Source organism: Kribbella sp. WER1, assembly GCF_054189145.1.
In genome coordinates, this window is sequence record NZ_CM135186.1 from 4499210 (window position 1) to 4514560 (window position 15351).

The following is a 15351-nucleotide window of genomic DNA, read 5'->3' on the forward strand; positions in this document are numbered from 1 at the left end:
GCCACCGTTCCGGCGGCGCCGCAGTACGAATTTCACCGTTCTAGACCAGATATGGCTCAGGTTGTCCGTTACGCTCGGGAGGTTTGCGGTTCTGGGTCGATGTGTAGCCGAAGGGTCACCCCGTGTAGCGAAGTGAACTGGTCAGCTAATAGAGTCCGCGCATGACCATCGCGCCTTCGCTTTGCTCGCCCCTAGCGCTCGCCGATGCAGAACCCACTCGCGCTGCCGAACCATGGGAAAGCGACGTGCTGACGGCCTACGGGCTGCTGCGAGAAGCAGCGGCCGAACTGGATCACCTGATGCGCCATTCCCTGAAGCGCAGTGGACTGCAAATGGCAATGTTCGAACTGTTGCTACGGCTGGCCCGTAGCAACGGGGAGAAGCAGCGTCTCACCTCCCTTGCCCGGGAACTGACCGTCACCACCGGTGGCATCACCCGTCTGGTCGACCGCGCCGAGAACCTCGGCCTGGTTCGCCGGGAGCCGTGCCCCGACGATGCCCGCGGCTCGTTCGCCGTCCTGACCGAGGAGGGGAAGCGGCGGCTACGCGACGCGCTGCCGGATCACCTACTCGAGATCGACAGCCTCTGGATGTCTCAGTTGGCGGACGACCGCGACCTCGTCCTCGGCAAGCTCCGCCGGGTCCGCGACAACGCCCGACGCTGGCCGAACGGCCGCCCGGGTCTTGGGCCGATCACGCCCGACCGGATCTGACCAGCACCACATTTTCACCAACCGCATTACCCGCGACTAACGGATGGGGCGCCCGACTGGTGTCGGGCGCCCCATCGCGCAATTGTTGAGAAGTGAACCAGCGCCAACCCGGCACGCCCGCCGAGCCAACCGGCCAGACCAGTCCCACGCGTGGCCCCCGCTGGCAGGGCGGTGCCGACGTGCGTACAAGCGGACCGACGCGTGTCAGCGGGCCGGCAGGGCCGGCGGGCCTTGGTGGCCGAGCGAGTGGTCCGGTTGGACCTGGGGACAGTGGTAGGTCCGGCGGTCCCGGCGGTGTGGGGCGGCGGGGTTTGTGGTGGCGCGGGGCTTTGGGTGGGATTCTGGCGGCCTTGGCGGGGCTCGCTGTGGGTGGAGTGGTTGCGGCGGTGCTGGGGACGCAGCAGACGCCGGTGGTGGCGATCGGATCGGCGTTCATCGATCGGACGCCGCCGTGGTTGAAGGATCTGGCGATCTCCTGGTTCGGGACGAATGACAAGACCGCGCTCCGGGTCGGCATCCTGATCGTCGTCGTCCTGCTCGCCGCCGTCGGCGGCATCCTCTCGGTACGCCGGTACTGGGCCGGCGCACTGATCACGATCGCGCTCGGCGCCGTCGCCGTGGTGGCGGCGTTCACCCGCGCGGACTCCGGTCAGACCGGCTTCCTCCCGTCGGCCCTCGCCGGCATCACGGCACTCCTCGTCCTCCGTCTGTTCAGCCGGAGACTCGAACCGCTCGTGGACTTCCCGGACGACGCCGTCAGCCGTCGCGGATTCCTGCAACTGTCCGCCGGTGTCGCGCTCGGCTCGGCCGCGGTCGGCGTACTCGGCAAGGTCGTCGGCGGGAACCGCGCCGCCGTCGCCGACGCCCGCAACCAGCTCCGCCTCCCGAAGCCCCCGACCCTCGCGCCACCACCCGGCGTCCAGGCGGACGGCGCCGTAGCGTGGGCGACCGCGAACACGGACTTCTACCGCATCGACACCGCCCTCTCGGTCCCGCTGATCGTGCCCGCGGACTGGAAGCTGCGGATCCACGGCATGGTCGACCGCGAGCTCAACCTCTCGTTCGACGACCTGCTGAAACGCCAGGTCATCCACAAGTGGGTGACGCTGACCTGCGTGAGCAACGAGGTCGGCGGCGACCTGATCGGCAACGCGCTCTGGTCGGGCGTGGTCCTCAAGGACCTCCTCCAGGAGGCCGGCCCGTCGAAGGACGCGGACGCGATCAAGTCGACCTCGCAGGACGGTTTCACCGCCGGTACGCCGCTCCCGACGCTGCTCGACGACCGCCAGGCGATGCTCGCGTTCGCGATGAACGGCGACCCGCTCCCGGTGGAGCACGGCTTCCCGGTGCGGATCGTCGTACCCGGGCTGTACGGCTACGTGTCGGCGACGAAGTGGCTGGTCGACATCGAGGTGACCCGGTTCGACCAGTTCGAGGGGTACTGGACGCCGCGCGGGTGGTCGGCGCTCGGGCCGATCAAGCTGTCGTCGCGGATCGACACCCCGCAGAACAAGAAGGTCGCGCCCGGCCCGGTGACCGTGGCGGGTGTCGCCTGGGACCAGCACGTCGGCGTCTCCAAGGTCGAGGTCCGCGTCGATGGGGGCCCGTGGCAACAAGCGACGCTGGCCGCGGACCCGTCGGTGGACACCTGGCGGCAGTGGCACTGGACGTGGAACGCGCCGCAGGGCATGCACATGCTGCAGGTACGGGCGTTCGACGCGCAGGGCAATCCGCAGGTCGAGTCGTCGGCGCCGCCCGCTCCGAACGGCGCGACAGGCCTGCACACGGTCAGCGTGAAGGTCGGCTGACCGCTTCCAGCACCATCGGCAGGAACGTGTGCTCCAACGACCCGGCCGGCACCGCGTCGGGCTCGAGCAGGCTCTGCGACCGGGCGCCTTCGTGGACGGCGATGACCATCCGGACGAACTGCTCCGCCGGGACGGTCAGCTCGAGCCCGCTGGTCTCGGTGATCTGCTCGACCAGCCGGGTCAGGCTGTCGCGGAACATCGCGCGCTGCTTGTTCAGCGCCTCGGCCGCATCGGGGTCGCGCAGCGCGTGCAGCGTGAACTCGGCCGAGATCAGGTGCCACTGCCGCTGATCCGGCGCGGTCTCGTCGAGCAGTCCGAGGACGGCGTCGAGCAACGACCCGGGCTGGGTCGCGAGCTCGGGTAGCAGCGCCTCGATCTGCTCCAGCAGCCGGTCGGTGGTGGCCTGGAACAGCGCGAGCACCAGCTCGTCCTTGGACCCGAAGTTCGAGTAGAACGCGCCGCGGGTGAAGCCCGCCCGCTCGCAGATGTCCTCCACCGATGCGCCGTGGAACCCGCGCTCGGCGAACACCTCGAGGGCGCCTTCGAGAAGACGGGCCCGCGTGTTCGAGCGTCGGCGCTTGGGAGGTTCCATAGGAGTAGGATACAGTTCTGTATTGAATACACAACCGTATCGAACGGGGATGCAGGATGGAGCTCGAGGCCGTCGGGATCAGCGTGCGTGGCCCGCACGCACCGATGCTGCTCGCCACGTCGGTGGCGGTCGCGGATCATCAGGTCGTCCTGCTGACCGGTTACCCGGGCGCGGGGCACGTGGCCGCGGCGCTGGGACTGTCCGGCCGGCTGAAGCCGGACACCGGCACGGTCCGGCTCGACGGCAAGACCGACCTCGCGCTGCTGCGCCGCCGGATCGCCGTGGTCGACGCGCCCGGCATCACCGAGCCGGACGACGCCCTGCCGGTGCAGACGGTCGTCGGCGAGGAGCTGGCGATCGCCGGCCGCAAGGCGGGGCGTAAGGCGGTGCTGGAGTGGCTGAACGAGCATGACGCCGCCGAGCACGCCGACAAGCGGTTCGAGCACCTGCCGGTCGCCGTACGGACCAGGCTGCTCACGGAGCTCACCGTTGCGCGTCCCGACGTACAGGTGGTGATTCTGTGCATGCCGGATCGACATGGCGGTGATCCGCACGGCTGGTACCAGCTGGGGCGCGGGCTGGCGGCAGAGGGATACGGCGTGATCATCACGTGTGCCGACGCGTCAGCGCGACTGCTGGACGTCAAGGCCGCCCGGATGGGCGAGACGGATCAGCCCGACCCGGTGCAAGTCGCGCCTATCGCTCCTGTTGAGCCTGTAGCTGCAATTGAAGAAGAAGAGGAGACAGAGGCGTGACCGCGCTGCGGATGGCCCTGAGTGAGTTACGGCGTCTGACGGCCGGTCGGCTGCCCAAGCTGGCCGTGGTCGCCCTACTGCTGGTGCCGGTGCTGTACGGCGGCCTGTACCTCTACGCGAACCACGACCCGTACGGGCGGCTCAACAAGATCCCGACCGCGGTCGTCGTCGAGGACCAAGGTACGACGCTGGCGACCGGCGAGAAGCTCAACGTCGGGCCGCAGGTCGCGGACGAACTCGTGAAGTCGAAGAGCTTCGACTGGCACCAGGTGGACCGCGCCGACGCGACGCAGGGCGTCTCCGACGGGAAGTACGAGTTCGCCCTGGTGCTGCCGAAGTCGTTCTCGGGCGACCTGGCGTCCAGCGCGGACTTCAAGCCGCGGCAGGCGCAGCTGGAGCTGCTGACGAACGACGCCAACAACTACATCGCGCACACGATCGCCAACCAGGTCGTCGCGCAGGTGACGAAGACCGTGGCGTCGCAGGTGAGCGAAACCGCCGCGTCGCAGCTGCTGGCCGGCTACAACACCATCCACAAGCAGATCAGTACTGCGGCCTCAGGAGCTGCCCAACTGCAGACCGGGCTGACCTCCGCCGCGACAGGTGTCACGAAGCTGCAGACGGGCGCTACCCAGCTCAACACTGCGCAGAAGCAGCTGTCGACCGGTGCGACGCAGCTGGCTGCTGGCGCAACGCAGGCGTCGCAGGGCGCGTCGTCACTCGCTACCGGTGCCGCGCAGCTCGACAGCGGCCTCGGAACGTTGAAGGACAAGACCGCGTCGCTGCCGAAGCAGACGAAGCAGCTGGCCGACGGCGCCGACCAGGTGGCCGACGGCAACGAGAAGATCGCCGGTGTCGGGCAGCAGGTGGCGACCGCGTCCGGCACGCTGGTGCAGGACCTGAAGACGTTCGACACCCAGCTTGCCGCGAAGCTGAAGGAGCAGGGCCTCAGCCAGCACCAGATCCGCGTGATCATGCTGGAGACCGCCAAGCTGCGCACTCCCGTCGTCCAGGCGAACACGAAGATCCAGTCCACGTCCAAGCAGCTCAATCAGCTCGCTACGGGTGCCCGGAAGGTGGCGAACGGCGCGTCCCAGCTGGCTGACGCCACGCCTGCGCTGACCAACGGCATCAGCTCCGCCGCTAGCGGCGCACACCAGCTCAACACGGGCGCCACTCAGCTGAAGACCGGCCTTGGCACACTGCAAACCGGCGCTACGAAGCTCGCTGCCGGTGAAAAGCAGGCCGTGACTGGCCAGGGCCAGCTGCTGACCGGCGTGAACAGTCTTGCGACCGGCGTCGGTCAGCTGAAGACCGGTGCGACCCAGCTGAACACTGGGCTGCAGAGCGGCGTCAAGCAGATCCCCAACCCGACTGCTGAGCAGCGTAAGGCGGTTGCCGAGACGCTGGGTGCGCCTGTGACGCTGCAGAACGTCTCCCAGGCCACGGCCGACAGCTACGGCGCCGGTTTGGCGCCGTTCTTCCTCAGCCTCGCCTGCTGGATCGGGGCGTACGTCCTGTTCCTGCTGGTCCGGCCGCTGTCGCCGCGGGCGCTGGCCGCGCTGCAGTCGCCGTTCCGGGTGGCGCTCGGCGGTTGGTTGCCTCCGGCCCTCTTCGGCGCGGTGCAGGCGACGCTGGTGTTCGTGGCCGTCGTCCTCGGCCTCGGCATCAACGCCGCGCATCCGTGGCTGACCGTCGGGTTCCTGATCCTGACGTCGTTCACGTTCGTCGCGATCCTGCACGCGCTGTCGGCGTGGTTCGGTGCGGTCGGGAAGTTCCTCGGCCTGGTGCTGATGGTGGTGCAGCTGGTCAGCGCGGGCGGTACGTTCCCGTGGCAGACGATCCCGGAGCCGCTGTACTTCTTCCACCACGCGCTGCCGATGAGCTACGCGATCGACGGCGTCCGGCATCTGATGTACGGCGGGCCCGGCACCTCGCTCGGGCGGGACCTGCTCGCGCTGGCGGCCTGGTTCGTCGTCGCGATGGCCGCTTCCACCCTGGCGGCCCGCAAGCAGCGGGTCTGGCCGGCGAAGAAGCTCCAGCCGGAGCTCGTGCTGTAGACGCTCGGTAGTCGGCGGCGAGGCATTGACGGGCCGGAATGTTTGCGTGAACATCGGCGGCATGAGATCACCAGCCCGGCGCCTCGCCGCCGCGACGCTCTCGGTCGCCGCCGCCGTCACCGCCCTCACCGTCCCCTCGTCCTCGGCGGCTCCGCTGCCCGGCAACACCGGCGCGTTCCGCGGGGTGAACTGGGCCGACCCGCGCGACAACTACGCCCACGACGCGGTCGTCCCGTCCGGCCTCAGTACGGCGGACGACTACCCGACGACGTACCGCAAGGCTGACGGGATCGTCGGCGAGTTCCGCAAGGAGCTGAAGGCGAACACGGTCCGGCTGCCGATCAACCCGTCGAGCGTCGGCACCGCCTGGTGGAACTCGTACCGCGGCGCGATCGACGCCGCCGTCGGCCGCGGGTTCACCGTCATCCTCAGCTACTGGGAGGCCGACAACGCCAAGGACGGGCGGGTCGACGACCCGGCGGCGTACGCGGCGATGTGGGACACCGTGGTCAAGACGTACGCGAAGAACCCGCACGTGTACTTCGAGCCGATGAACGAGCCGTTCGGGTACTCGCTGACCGACTGGGTCTCGCTGACGTCGGCCTGGATCGCCCGGCACAGCGACGTACCGCGGAGCCGGATCGTCATCTCGGGCACCGGGTACAACGACAACGTGACCGGGGTCGGCGCGGCGCCGGAACTGCAGGGGACGCTGCTGTCGCTGCACTTCTACGGGTTCTGGGCGTCCGACACCACCGAGGCGGCGTGGCTGGCGAACCTGCGGCCGCGGATCGGGTCGTACGGATCGCGGACGATCATCGACGAGGCAGGGTCGCCGATGACGATCGGGCTGAACTACGGCAACCACGAGGGCAACGTGTACACGTCGTACCTCGCTGCGCTCACCCAGGTCGCCCGCGAGAACAAGATGGGCATCGTGTACTGGCCAGGGCTGCGTACTGGTGATTCCTACTCCATGACGACGCAGGTGGGACCGGCCGACCTCAAGGTCAACAGCCGGAGCGGGCTGGACCAGCTGTGGTGGGGCTGGCGGTTGCTGAAGGACGAGCCGACCAACACGCTGCCGCCGTCCCCGCCGGGCCAGCCGCTGCGTGGAGTCGCCAGCGGCCGATGCACCGACGTACCTGGGTTCTCAACCGCACCTGGTACGTCGCTGGACCTGTGGGACTGCAACAACGGTGGCAACCAGTCCTGGAACTACACGGCCGCGAAACAGCTCACGGTGTACGCCGACAAGTGCATGACGGCCGGTAGCGCCCTAACGATCGAGAACTGCACCGGCGCGAGCAACCAGGCGTGGGAGCTCAACGCAGACCAGACCGTGACGAGCGTTGCCGACCCCGCGCGCTGCCTTACCGCAACAGGCACCGGAAACGGCTCCGCGGTCGTCACAGCCGCCTGCAACGGCTCGAACGACCAGAAGTGGACCCGTTAGAGTCCCCTGAATGGAGGACTTGGTACGTACTGCGGGAGAACGCGAAGTACTGGAAGCCTTTCTGGAATCGCATCGGCAGGTCGCGGTGGAGAAGCTCCGCGGCCTGTCCGAGCAGGACGCACGACGCCGGCTGGTGCCGTCCGCGACCACACCGATCGGTCTGGTCAAGCACCTGACCGGCGTCGAGCGCAACTGGTTCCAGCACATCGTCGCCGGGCAGCCGCGCGCCGAGATCGCCGGCGAGTCCGCCGGTGGGCCGGACAGCTGGGAGATCGCGGACGACGAGACGGTCGACGGGATCATCGCCGCCTTCGACGAAGCCTGCGCCGCGTCGCGACGGATCGCCGGCGGCCTGGCGCTCGACGACGCAGTACCGCATCCGCGCGACGGGGAGGTGTCGCTGCGGTGGGTCTACGTGCACCTGATCCGCGAACACGCGCGGCACGACGGCCACGCGGACATCCTGCGCGAACAGATCGACGGCGTCACCGGGGCGTGATCGGCTCGACGCGCGGGTTCGCGAGCGCCGCGTAGTCCGCGCCGGAGATCATCACCGAGCGGTCGAGACGGGCCGCGTTGAAGTACAACTCGGGCGCGGCGACGACGGCCGGATCCGCGACCAGTTCGAGGTCCGGGTCAAGGCTGAACGGCAGGACGGTGCCCGGCACGGTTCGGGCGAGACGTTCGGCCGTCGCGGCGTCGGCGAATCCGACGTACCTCGCGGCGTACAGCTCCTTGATCGCGTCGAGGTCGACGCGGCGGTCGCCCGGGACGACGGCCAGGACGTACTTCGTCGTCCGCTTGTCGGGCTTCACCAGCAGGATGATGCATTTGGCGGCGTCCGCGACCGGGTGGCCGCGGAGTGCGCTGACGGTCTCGGTGGTGCCGTCCGGGGCATGGTCGATCAGCTTGTACGGGACGCCGTCGAGCAGCGTGATCAGACGGGCGTAGGTGTCAGACATGGGGTCTCCCGGTGACGGCGTTCGATGGATTGGCCCCAGGTGGTGCCGGCGAGCATGAGGACGGCGCCTAGTGCGGCCGGTACGGTCAGCCGTTCGTCGCCCAGACCGATGCCGATGGCAACGGCCCAGATCGGTTCGGTGCCGAGCAGCAGGCTGGCGCGGCTGGCCGACGTACGCTGCACCGCCCAGGTCTGGGCCAGGAAGGCGAAAACGCTGCAGAACAAGGCCAGGTAGGTGACCTGCAGCCAGATTGTCGGGGCAGTGGGCAGATGCGGCAAGGCGGGTACGACGAAGAGCGCCGTACCGACGAGGGACTGGATCGCGGTGAGCTGGAGCGGGCGGACGTCCTGGGCGAGGCGTCCGACGAGCGCGACATGGGCGGCGCGTACGACGGCGGCCGCGAGCATCAGCAGGTCGCCGACGCCGGGGCGGTGGATGCCGTTGCCGGACATCAGCAGGCCGACCGCGAGTACACAGGTCGCGGCGGCCAGGTAGAACTTCGGTGGCATCCGGCGGCGGTCCATCAGCGGCGTCAGGACGAGCGTGAGGCTGATGATCAGGCCGGCGTTCGCCGCGGTGGTGTGCGTGACGCCGTACGTCTCGAGGACCAGTACGGCGGCCTGGGTGAGGCCGAGGAGGAGGCCGGTCCGGAGCTCGGCGCGGTTCGCGCGGCGGGCGGCCGGGAGCAGGGCCAGGGCGGAGATGGCGTAGCGGAGGAACAGGACGGTGAGGACCGGGAGAGTCGCGGTCGCGGTCTTCGCCGCGAGATAGCTCGAACCCCAGACAACCGCGACCATCAACAGGACGAGGTCGATACGGCGGGATCCGGGCACGGCTCAACGGTGACCGACTCCGACGTTGTAGCCAAGACCGAACTTCTTCAACGAGGATGTAGCAGTCCTACAGTGTTGGGTATGGACGAGCGGCAGTTGCGGGTACTTCGGGAAGTCGGTGAGCTGGGCAGCGTGACCGCCGCGGCGGAAGCGCTGCTGGTGACGCCGTCGGCGGTGTCGCAGCAGCTGCGGTTGCTGCAGCGCTCGATGCCGGTCCCACTCACGGAACGCGCCGGGCGGCGGGTCGTCCTCACCGCCGCCGGTCAGGCACTCGCGAGCGCCGCCGTCGACGTGGAGTCCGCGCTGGCCAGAGCGCGGCATGCCGTCGACGAGTACGTCGAACAACCCGACGGAGTCGTCTCCGTCGCCGCCTTCCACAGCGCGGCGGCCGCCTTCTTCCCCCTCCTCCTGCAGGCGGCGCCCCAGTTGCGCCTGCATGACGAGGACGTCCCGCAGGACGAGTTCCCGCCGCTGACCCGCGAGTACGACATCGTCCTCGCCCATCGCCTCGACCACGCCCAGGCCTGGCCGAGTACGGTCGCCGTCACCCCGCTACTGCGCGAACCGCTGGACGTCGCCGTACCCGCCGACCACCCGCTCGCCGCCAAACGCGTCCTCACCCCACGCGACGTGGCCCACGAACCCTGGATCACCGTCCACGACGGCTTCCCCCTGATGGCCACCATCGAGGCCATCGGCGCCGCCGCCAACCACCGCCTCGACCTCGTCCACCGCGTCAACGAATTCACCGTCGTCACCGAACTGGTAGCCGCCGGCGCCGGCCTCGCCCTCATCCCCCGCTGGACCGCCCGCCCCCACCCCACCGTCTCCCTCCACCCCCTCCGAGGCGTCCACACCCTCCGCCACATAGACGCCCTGCACCGCCCCGAACACACCGCCCGAACCGCCGTCCGAACCACCCTCACCCAACTGGTCAAAGCAGCCCGAACCATCCGCACTGCGGGAGCATGAACACTTCGGCGCCACCTCGGGGGTTCACCTCTGAGATGGCGGGTTGGCACCCTGGATGCAGGTGGTGAACCCACAACCTCAGAGGCGAACCTCTCAAATGGGACGTCGCTGGCCGCCGGTGGGCGAGCAGCCTTCGCGCCAGAGGCCGGCCACCGCGGCGATCTGAGTCGGCAGGTCGAGCGTGTCCACCTGGATGTGGTGGTCGGCGTACGGCGGGTTCGTGGTGTTCTCGGCGTGAAGCAGTCGGAACTCGTCCTCGGTGAGCCATGCAACGCGAGAGGCCGCCCGCCGCAGCGCCTCCGGCAGGCCGACCATGGCCCGCGGCCAGGAAGCTGCGCGCCATCGCGCACGCGTTCACCGCGCCGAGCCTTTGCTGCCTGCGCCCCTCATCGCCGTCCCACGGCGCCGCAGCACCAGACACGACGAGCTGCCGTACGTCATCCACATCGACGAAGGCACACCTCGGACGCCGTTCCGCGACAGCCCGGCCCGTCACGCTCTTCCCGACCGCGGGTCCACCCGTGAGAATCAACGGCGGAAGCGTCATCGCTCCTCCAATCGACAGCGTCGCACCCGATTCTGCCGCGACGCCCGTGCGTGGTCGTTGCGGTTAGCAACAGGTTGTCCGGCGGCTGGGGCCTCGGGGCAAATGTGCGGGGTTGGCCTCTGAGGTGGTGGGTTGGCGGCTTGCATCCGGGGTGACAACCAGCCAGCTGAGAGGCCAACCCTCGCCTGGTTCCAGTTCGGGTACGGCGGGTTGCCTCAGCTGTTGACGAAGTTGGCGGTTTCGGTGATTAGTTGGTTGGTGGTGGGTTGGTCGAAGAAGGTGATGAGGGCTTCGTAGGTGCCGGCTTCGGCGGCGGAGGGGTCTACTACGTAGCCGTAGTAGCCGTCGGTGTAGCCGATGACTCGGGTGATGGGGTGGGTGCTGTCGGACTGGAGGCAGGCGCCGTGGACGGCGAAGAGTTCTACTGGGAGGTTGATCCAGCAGACCTCGCCGATGGTGACGGCGCTGACGGGGAGGTCGAAGGTCGGGGGGAGGGCGGCGGCGGCCATCAGGGCTTGGCCGCGGGCACCGTCGAGGCGGGTTTGGGAGATGCGGCCGGAGGGGTCGTCGGTGCCGTTGAGGTGGCTGGCGGCGGCGGAGACGACCTTTTCGGCTTCGGCGGCCGGCGGGATGGTGCGGACCGGGAGGGTGAGCGTCGTACGGCGGATCGCGGGGGGTGACTGGGGGAGCTCGAGGCCGGGGTGAGCCAGGGCTTCACGGACGCGGCCGGCGAGGAGGGTACCCAGGCGGGTGACTTCGGCGGCGCCGCGGCCTCGGCGGGTGAAACGGGGGCTGACGTCGCCGGCGGCGCCTTGGAGGAAGCCGACGACGGCGGGGGCGAGGGCGGCGCGGGCGGCGCCGGGCCAGTCGGCGGAGTACTGCATGTTCTCGGGGCCGTACGTCGTCGGGTGGCAGGCGAAGTCGAGCAGCACCGCTTCGAGAGAGCCGGAGAGCGAGTGCAGCGCGAGGATGCCGGCCGTGTTGTCGTGCGGGCCGTTGCGGCGGTGCCGGTTGGTGCCGACGCCGACGACCTCGACGGATCGCCAGGAGGCGGTCACCGGCTGTCGTTCGAGCCGAACCGAAGTGACCGCAGCGAGTAGCGGTTCGACCAGGTCGCGTTCGCGGGCGGCGGGGATCACCGGGTGGATCTCGCCGGTCCAGCCGGACGGGCCGGAGTGCGTGTGGGACGCGGACACGACGACGTGCGACGGCGGGATCCCGGCGGCAGCAGCGGCGGCCGCGGCGAGTTCGGAGACGAGTTCGCAGCCGACGGCGATCGCGTCCAGGGTCAGCCACAGCACGCCCGGGTCGTCGGCGCCGGACAGCCAGATCAGGCTGGCGTTCAACGGGTCCGCGGTACCGGTGGCCACGCCGGCACGGGCGGCGTACCCGTCGAGGCGGTGACCGGGTGGTGGAGTGACGTCCAGGGACTTCGCTGCCAGAAGGAGTTCGGTCACTTGAGGGCTCCCGCGGTCATACCGGCACTGATCTGCCGGTGGAATCCAAGATATACGGCCAGGACCGGAATTATCGAGATGGTGAGTCCGGCGAACAGTCCTGAGAAGTCGCTGTGATAGCCCTGGGTGACCGCGATGTTCGCCAGCCCCTGGGTGACCAGGTACCGCTTCTCGTCGGTGTTCAGTACCAGCGGCAACAGGTACTCGTTCCACATCCCGAGGAACTGGAAGATGCCGATGCTGACCAGGCCGGGCCGGGCGAGCGGCAACATGATGCGAAAGAGCACACCCCAATGAGAACACCCGTCCACAAGTCCCGCCTCGGCCAGCTCCTTCGACTGCGTCCTGAAGAAAGCCGTCAGGAAGAACACCGAGAACGACATCCCGTGAGCGGCGTACACCAGGATCAACCCGGCGTACGTGTTCAGCAACCCCAGATTCTGTACGACGAAGAACAGCGGCACCAGCGCCAGGAACCCGGGGAACACCATTCCCGCCACGAACACGTAGTACAGCACCCGCGCCCCGGGGAACTCGAACCGTGCCAGTACGTAGGCGACCGCTGACGACAACAGCAACGTCAGTACGACGCCGCAGCACACGACGACGACGCTGTTGAAGAAGTAGGACCCGATGTGCGACTCGTTCCACGCACGCGAGAAGTTGTCCCAACGCCACCGCGACGGCAGCGTCCACGGGCTGGTGAAGATGTCCTGGTCGGACTTGAACGAGCTGAGCACCGCCCACAGCAGCGGGAACACGACCATCGCGCCCCACACCAGCAGGAACCCCTGGGACACCCCGCCGAGCACCCGCGAACCGACCGCGCTCCGCGACGGACCGGGTGACGGCGGTACGGCGGGAGCGCTCTCCCGGGACGGTGATGTCAGAAGAGCCATCGTGTCCTCTCAGTACTCGACCCGTTCGCGGCGGGTCAGCCGGAACGTGAGCAGGGTCAGGATCATGTTGATTCCGAACAACGTGACGCCGATCGCGGACGCGTACCCGAACTTCCCGTAGGTGAACGCGTTCGTGTACATGTAGAGCGAGATCACCTGGGTCGCGTCGTCCGGACCGCCAGGCCCGACCGACAGGATCTTCACCAGCGCGAACATGTCCAGCGCGCCGATCACCTGGAACACGAGCGCCGTCTGCACCGTGTTCCAGATCAACGGCAGCGTCACCCGGAAGAAGGACTGCACCGCGCCGGCGCCGTCGAGCAGCGCGGCCTCGTACAGCTCGCGCGGGATCGCCGCCATCGCGGCCGTGAACAGTACGACGTAGAACCCGACGCCGCCCCACACGACCACGGCCATGATCGAACCAAGCGCGGTCTTGCCGTCACCGAGCCACAGCCGCGCGAGACCGCCCAGACCGACGGCCCGCAGGAATCCGTTCAGCAGTCCGCTCCGTGGCTCGAAGACGAACTGCCACAGCACGCCGACGATCGCGATCGACAGGATGCCGGGGAAGAAGTACACAACCTTGTAGATCCGCGATCCCGGGACGCCGCCGCGGTAATTCAGCGCGGCCGAGAAGAACAGCGACAGCGTCACGATGATGATCGGCAACGACACCAGCAGGAACAGGTTGTGCCGTAACGCCACCCAGAACACCGAGTCGTGGAACAGCGTGACAAAGTTCGAGAACCCGATGTACTGGTAGCTCGCCGACAGCCCTTCCCAGTTCGTGAACGCGATCGGGAACGCCTGCACGTACGGCGAGATCACGAACACCGCGTACACGGCCAGCGGGACCACCAGCAGGCTGATGACGAAGCGGTACTTCCCGTGGTGCATCAGACGTGGAACTTCTTGATCGACGGATCCTTCGCGGTCTCGTCGGCGTACTTCTGCATCTGCTTGCTCCACCCGTCGGGCGTCAGCTCGCGGTTCATCAGCGCGGCCATCGCCTTGTCGGAGTTGTCGAGCAGCTTCTTGTACCAGAGCCGCCACTGCCAGTCCGCGAACATGTTGGTCCCCGCGGCGGTGATCACCGCCTGCATCGATTTGTTCGCCGACGACAGCTCGAGACCGTCACTGGCGCCCTTCACCACGGTCAGCGACTTGGTCACCTGGGTGAAGTTCTTCATGCACTGCTTGGACAGGATGATCCCCAGCAGTTCGAGCCCGCCCTGCGGGTTCTTCGCCTTGGCCGGCACGATCAGCGCACCGCCCGGGCCGCCGGTGACGGTCTCGAACGGCGCCTTGTCCGCGGACGACATGCCCGGCACCGGGACCATCGTCATGCCGAGGTCCTTCGGCGCGATGGTGCCGAGCTCGTTCTCCAGCCAGCCGCCGCACGGGATGAAGACCGCCTTGCCCTGCGCCCAGTACGTCTGCGACTGGGTGTGCGTCAGCGCCTGCGACCCCTCCAGCAGGTACCCCTTCGCGGCCAGTTCCTGGTAGCCCTCGGCGGCCGCGATCAGCGCCGGGTCGCGCCACGCGTTCGGCTCGAGGTTGTCGACCTTCTTCTTCAGGTCCGGCCCGGCCGCCTTGTACGCGGTCATCAGCATCGGGTTGGTGAGGTAGCCGGGGAACTTGCCCTGGTACGTCCACGGCGCGATGTCGGTCGTCTTCTTGATCTCCGCGCAGAGCGCGAGCATCTCGTCCCAGTGCTTCGGGTACTCCCAGCCGTGCTTGTCCAGCATCGGCTTGCTGTACCAGATCCCGCCGACGCCGAACACGTACGGCATCTCGTACTTCACGCCGTCGTACCGGCCGGCCTCGGCGACGCCCGGGAGGAGCGTGTCGCGGACCTTCTTGCCGGGTTCGTCGTACGCGTCCATATCGAGCAGCGGGCCGATGTCCATGACCTGCTTCTGCGCGGCCAGCGTGGCGCCGTCGAGGCCGACGTTCTCGATCAGGTCCGGCGGGTCGCCCTGGATGAAGCGCGGCTGCAGCTGCTGCTGGAGCTGCTGGCCGCTGGTCAGCTTGACGTCCGCCTTCGGGAACTCCTTGCGGTAGAGATCCAGCGGCATCGTGGTCCATTCCTTGCCGTAGCCGCCGTCGAAGTTGAAGAACTCCAGCGGCTTGCTGCCGTCCACCGACGACCCGCCGGCGGCCGGTGCACTCTTGCTCTGGACGGGCTTCGCGCAGGAGGCGAGCGTGGCGACGGCAGAACCGGCGAGTGCGGCGCGGAGCAGGGTACGGCGGTCGACCTCGATCATGATGACGAGTCCTCTCAGGGCGTTGAC

15 protein-coding genes are annotated in these 15351 nt (G+C 68.4%); 7 read left to right on the forward strand and 8 right to left on the reverse strand.

The features are described 5' to 3' along the window. Positions 1 to 161 precede the first annotated feature (161 nt). Positions 162 to 713, forward strand: coding sequence for a MarR family winged helix-turn-helix transcriptional regulator (locus tag ACXJJ3_RS21690; protein ID WP_427887177.1), 552 nt, complete (start codon positions 162 to 164; stop codon positions 711 to 713). Between the two features lie 386 nt (positions 714 to 1099). Beyond that, a complete protein-coding gene (locus ACXJJ3_RS21695) occupies positions 1100 to 2521 on the forward strand; it encodes a molybdopterin-dependent oxidoreductase (protein ID WP_458163545.1) in 1422 nt (473 codons plus the stop codon). On the opposite strand, the gene ACXJJ3_RS21700 is transcribed toward ACXJJ3_RS21695, so the two are convergent. Next, complete coding sequence (locus ACXJJ3_RS21700) at positions 2502 to 3113, reverse strand: TetR/AcrR family transcriptional regulator (protein ID WP_458163547.1); 612 nt, start codon at positions 3111 to 3113, stop codon at positions 2502 to 2504. The genes ACXJJ3_RS21695 and ACXJJ3_RS21700 overlap by 20 nt on opposite strands. Positions 3114 to 3169: 56 nt before the next feature. On the opposite strand from ACXJJ3_RS21700, the gene ACXJJ3_RS21705 reads away from it, so the two are divergent. The 4 genes from ACXJJ3_RS21705 to ACXJJ3_RS21720 all read left to right on the forward strand — a co-directional run bounded on the left by ACXJJ3_RS21705 (position 3170) and on the right by ACXJJ3_RS21720 (position 7883). Beyond that, the gene (locus ACXJJ3_RS21705) at positions 3170 to 3868 is read left to right on the forward strand and encodes a hypothetical protein (RefSeq protein ID WP_458163549.1); all 699 of its coding nucleotides are present in this window, start codon (positions 3170 to 3172) and stop codon (positions 3866 to 3868) included. Then, on the forward strand, positions 3865 to 5928 hold the full coding sequence (locus tag ACXJJ3_RS21710; protein ID WP_458163551.1) for a YhgE/Pip family protein: 2064 nt from the start codon (positions 3865 to 3867) through the stop codon (positions 5926 to 5928). The genes ACXJJ3_RS21705 and ACXJJ3_RS21710 overlap by 4 nt, the downstream gene beginning before the upstream one ends. Positions 5929 to 5989: 61 nt before the next feature. Then, the gene (locus tag ACXJJ3_RS21715) at positions 5990 to 7384 is read left to right on the forward strand and encodes a ricin-type beta-trefoil lectin domain protein (RefSeq protein ID WP_458163553.1); all 1395 of its coding nucleotides are present in this window, start codon (positions 5990 to 5992) and stop codon (positions 7382 to 7384) included. Between the two features lie 10 nt (positions 7385 to 7394). Next, entirely contained in the window at positions 7395 to 7883 is a 489-nt protein-coding gene (locus ACXJJ3_RS21720) for a DinB family protein (protein ID WP_458163555.1), read from the forward strand. Here ACXJJ3_RS21720 and ACXJJ3_RS21725 read toward each other — a convergent pair. Both ACXJJ3_RS21725 and ACXJJ3_RS21730 read right to left on the reverse strand, forming a co-directional pair. Then, positions 7870 to 8346 carry a YbaK/EbsC family protein gene (locus ACXJJ3_RS21725; RefSeq protein WP_458163557.1) on the reverse strand — a complete coding sequence of 159 codons (477 nt, stop codon included), beginning with the start codon at positions 8344 to 8346 and terminating at the stop codon, positions 7870 to 7872. The two genes, ACXJJ3_RS21720 and ACXJJ3_RS21725, sit on opposite strands and share 14 nt — an antisense overlap. Beyond that, entirely contained in the window at positions 8322 to 9179 is an 858-nt protein-coding gene (locus tag ACXJJ3_RS21730) for a DMT family transporter (RefSeq protein ID WP_458163559.1), read from the reverse strand. The genes ACXJJ3_RS21725 and ACXJJ3_RS21730 overlap by 25 nt, the downstream gene beginning before the upstream one ends. An 81-nt stretch (positions 9180 to 9260) precedes the next feature. Between ACXJJ3_RS21730 and ACXJJ3_RS21735 the strand changes: the two genes are divergently transcribed. Then, positions 9261 to 10151, forward strand: coding sequence for a LysR family transcriptional regulator (locus tag ACXJJ3_RS21735; protein WP_458163561.1), 891 nt, complete (start codon positions 9261 to 9263; stop codon positions 10149 to 10151). Between the two features lie 93 nt (positions 10152 to 10244). Here the strand turns inward: ACXJJ3_RS21735 and ACXJJ3_RS21740 are convergent, their stop codons facing one another. From ACXJJ3_RS21740 to ngcE, 5 genes are all read right to left on the reverse strand, one after another. Continuing rightward, positions 10245 to 10466: a hypothetical protein gene (locus ACXJJ3_RS21740; RefSeq protein WP_458163563.1), complete on the reverse strand. Its 222-nt coding sequence runs from the start codon at positions 10464 to 10466 to the stop codon at positions 10245 to 10247. Between the two features lie 447 nt (positions 10467 to 10913). After that, positions 10914 to 12155, reverse strand: a complete 1242-nt coding sequence (locus ACXJJ3_RS21745) for a hypothetical protein (protein WP_458163565.1) — start codon at positions 12153 to 12155, stop codon at positions 10914 to 10916. Further along, a complete protein-coding gene (locus tag ACXJJ3_RS21750; RefSeq protein WP_458163567.1) occupies positions 12152 to 13054 on the reverse strand; it encodes a carbohydrate ABC transporter permease in 903 nt (300 codons plus the stop codon). Before ACXJJ3_RS21750 ends, ACXJJ3_RS21745 begins: the two co-directional genes overlap by 4 nt. A gap of 9 nt (positions 13055 to 13063) precedes the next feature. Next, on the reverse strand, positions 13064 to 13954 hold the full coding sequence (locus ACXJJ3_RS21755) for a carbohydrate ABC transporter permease (RefSeq protein ID WP_458163569.1): 891 nt from the start codon (positions 13952 to 13954) through the stop codon (positions 13064 to 13066). Continuing rightward, entirely contained in the window at positions 13954 to 15324 is a 1371-nt protein-coding gene (ngcE, locus tag ACXJJ3_RS21760) for an N-acetylglucosamine/diacetylchitobiose ABC transporter substrate-binding protein (RefSeq protein WP_458163571.1), read from the reverse strand. Before ngcE ends, ACXJJ3_RS21755 begins: the two co-directional genes overlap by 1 nt. Between the last annotated feature and the right edge of the window lie 27 nt (positions 15325 to 15351).

Excerpts from the sequence above, each read along its gene's own strand:
- ACXJJ3_RS21755 (WP_458163569.1), bottom strand. The coding sequence starts at position 13,954 with ATGCACCACGGGAAGTACCGCTTCGTCATCAGCCTGCTGGTGGTCCCG.
- ACXJJ3_RS21690 (WP_427887177.1), top strand. The coding sequence starts at position 162 with ATGACCATCGCGCCTTCGCTTTGCTCGCCCCTAGCGCTCGCCGATGCA.
- ngcE (WP_458163571.1), bottom strand. The coding sequence starts at position 15,324 with ATGATCGAGGTCGACCGCCGTACCCTGCTCCGCGCCGCACTCGCCGGT.
- ACXJJ3_RS21700 (WP_458163547.1), bottom strand. The coding sequence starts at position 3,113 with ATGGAACCTCCCAAGCGCCGACGCTCGAACACGCGGGCCCGTCTTCTC.
- ACXJJ3_RS21720 (WP_458163555.1), top strand. The coding sequence starts at position 7,395 with ATGGAGGACTTGGTACGTACTGCGGGAGAACGCGAAGTACTGGAAGCC.
- ACXJJ3_RS21725 (WP_458163557.1), bottom strand. The coding sequence starts at position 8,346 with ATGTCTGACACCTACGCCCGTCTGATCACGCTGCTCGACGGCGTCCCG.
- ACXJJ3_RS21715 (WP_458163553.1), top strand. The coding sequence starts at position 5,990 with ATGAGATCACCAGCCCGGCGCCTCGCCGCCGCGACGCTCTCGGTCGCC.
- ACXJJ3_RS21705 (WP_458163549.1), top strand. The coding sequence starts at position 3,170 with ATGGAGCTCGAGGCCGTCGGGATCAGCGTGCGTGGCCCGCACGCACCG.
- ACXJJ3_RS21750 (WP_458163567.1), bottom strand. The coding sequence starts at position 13,054 with ATGGCTCTTCTGACATCACCGTCCCGGGAGAGCGCTCCCGCCGTACCG.
- ACXJJ3_RS21740 (WP_458163563.1), bottom strand. The coding sequence starts at position 10,466 with ATGGTCGGCCTGCCGGAGGCGCTGCGGCGGGCGGCCTCTCGCGTTGCA.
- ACXJJ3_RS21735 (WP_458163561.1), top strand. The coding sequence starts at position 9,261 with ATGGACGAGCGGCAGTTGCGGGTACTTCGGGAAGTCGGTGAGCTGGGC.